Source organism: Prevotella conceptionensis 9403948 (assembly GCF_000312305.1).
Taxonomy (GTDB): domain Bacteria; phylum Bacteroidota; class Bacteroidia; order Bacteroidales; family Bacteroidaceae; genus Prevotella; species Prevotella conceptionensis.
In genome coordinates this window covers 3,575-8,257 of the sequence record NZ_HE999446.1, presented here as the reverse complement: position 1 = coordinate 8,257, position 4,683 = coordinate 3,575, and the positions used below count along the sequence as shown (strand labels likewise).

Below are 4,683 nucleotides of genomic sequence, written 5' to 3'. Positions count from 1 at the left end.
TCGGGGTCGGGAAAACGGTCTGGTTTAAACTCAAAGTTGCCGTAATGTCGCTGCCAATTGTCGTCTATCATGATGATGCCAGGGGGAAATCCGTTTTTCACGATGTCTTCGGCGTAGGCCAACACGTCTTTTTGGTTTTGGTTGTACATCAGTTCAATCCAAGTGTTGTACTGGGGCATGGTGAAAAACAGGCTGTCGGGCAACTTCCCGCTGGGTGGAAAGTGGGCGTGCATGGCTGCGAGGTAAGCATCGCGCAGGGTTGACCCCGCCTTTTTTGAGACGGTAATGGGTGCGAAGGGCGAGTCTAAGTGCAGGTCGCCTTGGCGCACGCTGAATGTAAATGGGCGGTCGCTCCATACGTATCGGCCTTTGTTGGAGACGAGTAGGGGCGACACTTGGTTGTTGTCGTTGCGGTTAAAGAGGTTGAACGGGGACAAGTCTTTGCCAAACGGCATCTTCGAACCTAAGGCTGTGGCTCCGCCCCACCAGCGTTCGCCAGGCAGCGAAGGTATGCTTGTGGCGTGTTGTGTACGTGAAACAAGAGCGAAAGCGAGGGCAAGGAGGAGGGTAAGGGTGCGATGGTGCATAATCTTTTTAAGGAGTTAAGGAGTTAAGGAGTTGAGGAGTTAAGGAGTTGAGGAGTTAAGGAGTTAAGGAGTTAAGCCAAATGCTTTGTTGCAGGGAGGCCAACACTCTTGTCAACTGGTCTACTTGTTAACTTGTCAACTAATAGTGGAGTTAAGCCAAATGCTTTAAAGACATTGGGGTTCTTTTGCTGTTTACCTTATAATTCACAAGGCATCTCACTCCCCTCTCCCCTTGGAGAGGGGTAGGGGGTGAGGCCGATTGTGGTAGGGGGTGAGGCCGATTGGTTGAGGCATTATCTTCTATTTCGCCACATATTCGAGGGTGAAGGGTGTTGTACCTTTGCGCACAACCTCGTCTTTGGGCGTTATATTGATGCCGTCTTTCAGGTCGATTACCACCTTATAATAACCAGAGCTCTTGGGGATGTTGAAACTGCCAGGCCCATTTCCTGTGTTGGCATACGTGGTGTTGAAGGCTGCACTGGGCAATCGAAGTGATTTTCCGCTGCGCGGATAGGTTACGTAGAAGGCAACATCGCCGCCCCAACCAAAGTTGTAGAACGTTCCTTCGTATGTTCCCTTGTTCGTGCGAGCCAAAGGTATCACCTTTTCGGCATTCCAAACGATGTCGGTTGCATCTTCTCTCGGAGCCAAACTCCAACCGTCCATGTAGATGAATTGGGGATAAGCGGAGGTGGGACAGGCGTAGAATTCGCCGTTAAAGAGGTCGAGACGCGTGTAGTATTTGTCGTTGGCGGTCTTCAATGTCCATGTGTCGTTGCCCACGCCATCAAACAAATCGGTACTGCCTTTAAAGGAAGCAAGACTGAATGGAGCCGAGATGGTTTGACCTTTCTTCATGTCGAGCAACCCTTCGTACACGTAGTTGTTGCCCGGTTTGATGTTCAGTTTCTGTCCATTGACGGCGATGGCGGCTTGCATCTCTTGTCCATTGACCGTTACTTTGCCGTTGGCAAAGGTGAGCGACTTGCCATCGCCGCTTATTTTCACCGTGGTGCAGACTCCCTTTTCGAACTCGGCGCGGATGGTGAAGTGCCCTTTATCGGTAACGGGGAAACTCTTTTTCTTGTCGTCGGTCTTGCTCATCACGATGTTCTTGCCGTCCCAAAGGATGTAGTTTCCTGTGGAAGGTTGTTTCAAACGGAATGTTCCTGGTGCGGTACTTCCCCACATACCCACATTGGGGTCTTCGCCTTCGGGGGCCGTCCACGTAAAGTATTGTGCGCCTTCGTAGCCAAATCCCTTCATGGCCATCTTGGTTTTGGGTTCTTTTATCTCGCCGTCTTTCCAATGACCTGATATTGTTCCGAGGATGTAATAGTTTTGGGTGTCGCCCAATGGTGCCCAGAAATGTTTCTCGCCCTTGGTTAATTCGAAGGTAACGGGGTTGAAAGACACTTTGAACGAGGCGTCAATGTCGGCGCCAATCACGATAGAATCTTTGGCCATCGTGGTGATTTCGCCGCCTTTCGTGCCCCAATAAATACCCGAATTGTCGGGTGTCGCGGCCACGATGCCTTTGGCATTGGCCGGGAAGAAGATGTCGTCGGATGCCGAAAATTCATCGCCGTTCTTTGTTAGGGGGTACACTTCGCCCGTAGAAAGGAACAGGTATAGTGTGTTGAACGTGGGTGCCGAGACGTTGGTTAGGTCGAAGTTTTGCACCAATTCGCCGTCGCGCGTGTTGTTCAGGCGCACTTGTAGTTTTAGGTTTTCGGCCTTAGCGTTCTTGGGCAAGGCCACAAGTAGGTCGGTATTTACGTGGAACGTGTCGCCCAACAGACTTTGTTGTTTGCGCACGAGCGTGTCGCCAGCGGTGTTGGTGATGGTCATCACGTATTGTTCCAGGTTTCGTTCGTCGGTCATCAGTCCCGAAACGTTCACCTTGTCGCCATACAGCAGCCCGTCCTGGGGCGTTACTTGTAGTTCCATGGCGGGTTTCGGACCGTTTTTCTCCGTGCTTATAGCGTTGTCGTTGTCGCTACATCCCACCAGCGCGAAGGCTAGCGGCAGCACGAATGCACAATAAATAGGCTTGAACATCATTTTATAATTTAAGTTAGGCTTTTACGAATATGTTTGATTTGTACATCCATCGCAACACGAGGAGTACGAAAATGCCCTGCATGGTTGCGCCAAGCACGGGGTAGAAGGTGCCAAGCAGGGGCTTGAATCCATAGAAGAACGAGTCGGTGAGCGAAGAAAAGCTCACGTATTCGCCCAGCACGTAGGCCACAAGCGAGTTGGTTCCGTAGAAACGCAGCCACAGTAGGCCGCGCGTATGGCCTTTAAGGTCAACCCAATAGTATGCTGCCGCCATGAGCAGGAAACAGATTCCGCCTGCAAGGAAGGTCATCGAGGTAGACCAAATGTGCTTGATAATAGGAACAATAGGACTTAACGCGAAGGCCAAAACAATGAGGCCGACACCCGAAAGCAACAGGATGCGCAGCTTGCTTGTGCCAGATTGACTTGTGCGCAGCACTACACCTGCCAGATAACCCAGGTAAACGGTGGCCACAAAGTTAAGCGATGATAGAATCCAAGTGTAATGGTAGGTTGCATCCCATTGCCATTGGTTGCCGTTCCATATTACTCCGTCGCGCCAACGACCCAGCACCTGCCGGTCTATCTCTTCGCAAATGTTGGCGTCGATGGTAAAATCCATCCGTCCCCAAATGGCAAACACGGCCACGTAAGCCACCATGCAACCGACAACAACGGCCAGTTGTGTTCGCCAAGAGGTGTAAACGAAGAGCAGCGCAACCACCACATAGCCCACGGCAATGCTCTGCAACGTGTTGCTGTAAAGGTGAAGTAGGCGGGCATCGAGGGCAAGCAGGTTGCCCTGAACCACCATACCCAGCAGCCAAAGCACCACAAATCGCTTGAGCAGACGTAGCAGGAACCCTGCGCCGGCCTTGCTTTCGCCTCGCCGATACTTGCTCATGGAGAAGGGGATGGTAATGCCCGACATGAACATGAATAAGGGCATGATGATGTCCCAAAAGCAAAAGCCCTGCCAAGGCACGTGGGTTATCTGCCCATAAACGGCTGCACCGAATGTGCCGGCTGCTGGTTGGCAGGCCTCTATCCACTGATACACCATAGGTTGGAACAGAACAAGGAAGGCCAAGTCCATTCCGCGCAGCAGGTCGAGCGACAGAAGGCGCGACGGACGCGATGTCGTCGTGTTGCCATTGGCTACCGTTGGGGGCTGTTGGGCTTGCTCTTCGCCGCTGTTATGGGGCGATGGCGTGCCGTTGAGGGGTGGGGTTGGATAAGTCATTTGCCTGTTTGGGGGTTACACTCGTTGTGTTGAGAAGAGGTTTTCTCGCTTCATACGATTGCTCAAAGGTCTACCACGGCCTTTCCTTCTTTGAGAAGACAAGGGTTGAAGTACCAGGTTTGGCATTCTTGTCTTTGGCCACATTCAGGGTGATATTTAGGTCGTTGTAACCCGTTAGTTCTCCCCAGGTCGTGTTATTGGCAAGTCGTACAGCGTATTTAGGATTTTCTTGCAACTTCTTATCTTTGTCGGGGAGCCACAATAAAAGCTTATACTTGCCCTCGGGCATGTTTTCAGGAAGCTTTAGCTTTGTCTGCATGTTGGTGGGTTTACCTGGTTTTACCATGCGGAAATCCAATCCCGTAGATACAATATACTCTCTGCCACCGTCAGTAGGACTAAGAACGAGGATGGCCAAACGGGGATTGTACATGCAAGCCGTACCGTAATTGTTTACCAAGAGGTTAACCGTTAGATCGCTTCCAGGTGCGTTTTGCTCCGAATATTCTATCTTTGTCAAGGCTAAACGATAGCCAAGGAACTTCTTGATTTTATTGAAATAACCACCAGTATTCCACGTTTTGAGTAGTTCCTTATAGTAAGCGTCGTTCAAGAACGACCAATGCAGGTAGCTAACTTCATTCCATGCCTCCTTGCCAGTAGCCCATTTAACACCCGATGGCGGAACTGCCGTCTCGCCTCCAAGTGGCACATACAGTGCATCTTGCGCAATATAGCTCTTATCTTTATCAATATCCCTATATGTGCCCATGTTTGTTTGGTCTG

Annotated in this window: 3 protein-coding genes and 1 pseudogene; all 4 read right to left on the bottom strand. The window is 50.9% G+C overall.

Going from position 1 to position 4,683, the window contains the following annotated elements:
* Positions 1-587, bottom strand: a pseudogene (locus tag BN93_RS18525) (glycoside hydrolase); the annotation flags it as partial.
* A gap of 300 nt (positions 588-887) precedes the next feature.
* Positions 888-2,654, bottom strand: coding sequence for a hypothetical protein (locus BN93_RS06305; RefSeq protein ID WP_019187488.1), 1,767 nt, complete (start codon positions 2,652-2,654; stop codon positions 888-890).
* Positions 2,655-2,667: 13 nt separating this feature from the next.
* The gene (locus BN93_RS06300; RefSeq protein WP_019187487.1) at positions 2,668-3,897 is read right to left on the bottom strand and encodes an acyltransferase family protein; all 1,230 of its coding nucleotides are present in this window, start codon (positions 3,895-3,897) and stop codon (positions 2,668-2,670) included.
* A gap of 70 nt (positions 3,898-3,967) precedes the next feature.
* On the bottom strand, positions 3,968-4,683 hold a 716-nt coding region (locus BN93_RS06295), incomplete at its 5' end, for a DUF4832 domain-containing protein (RefSeq protein ID WP_019187486.1).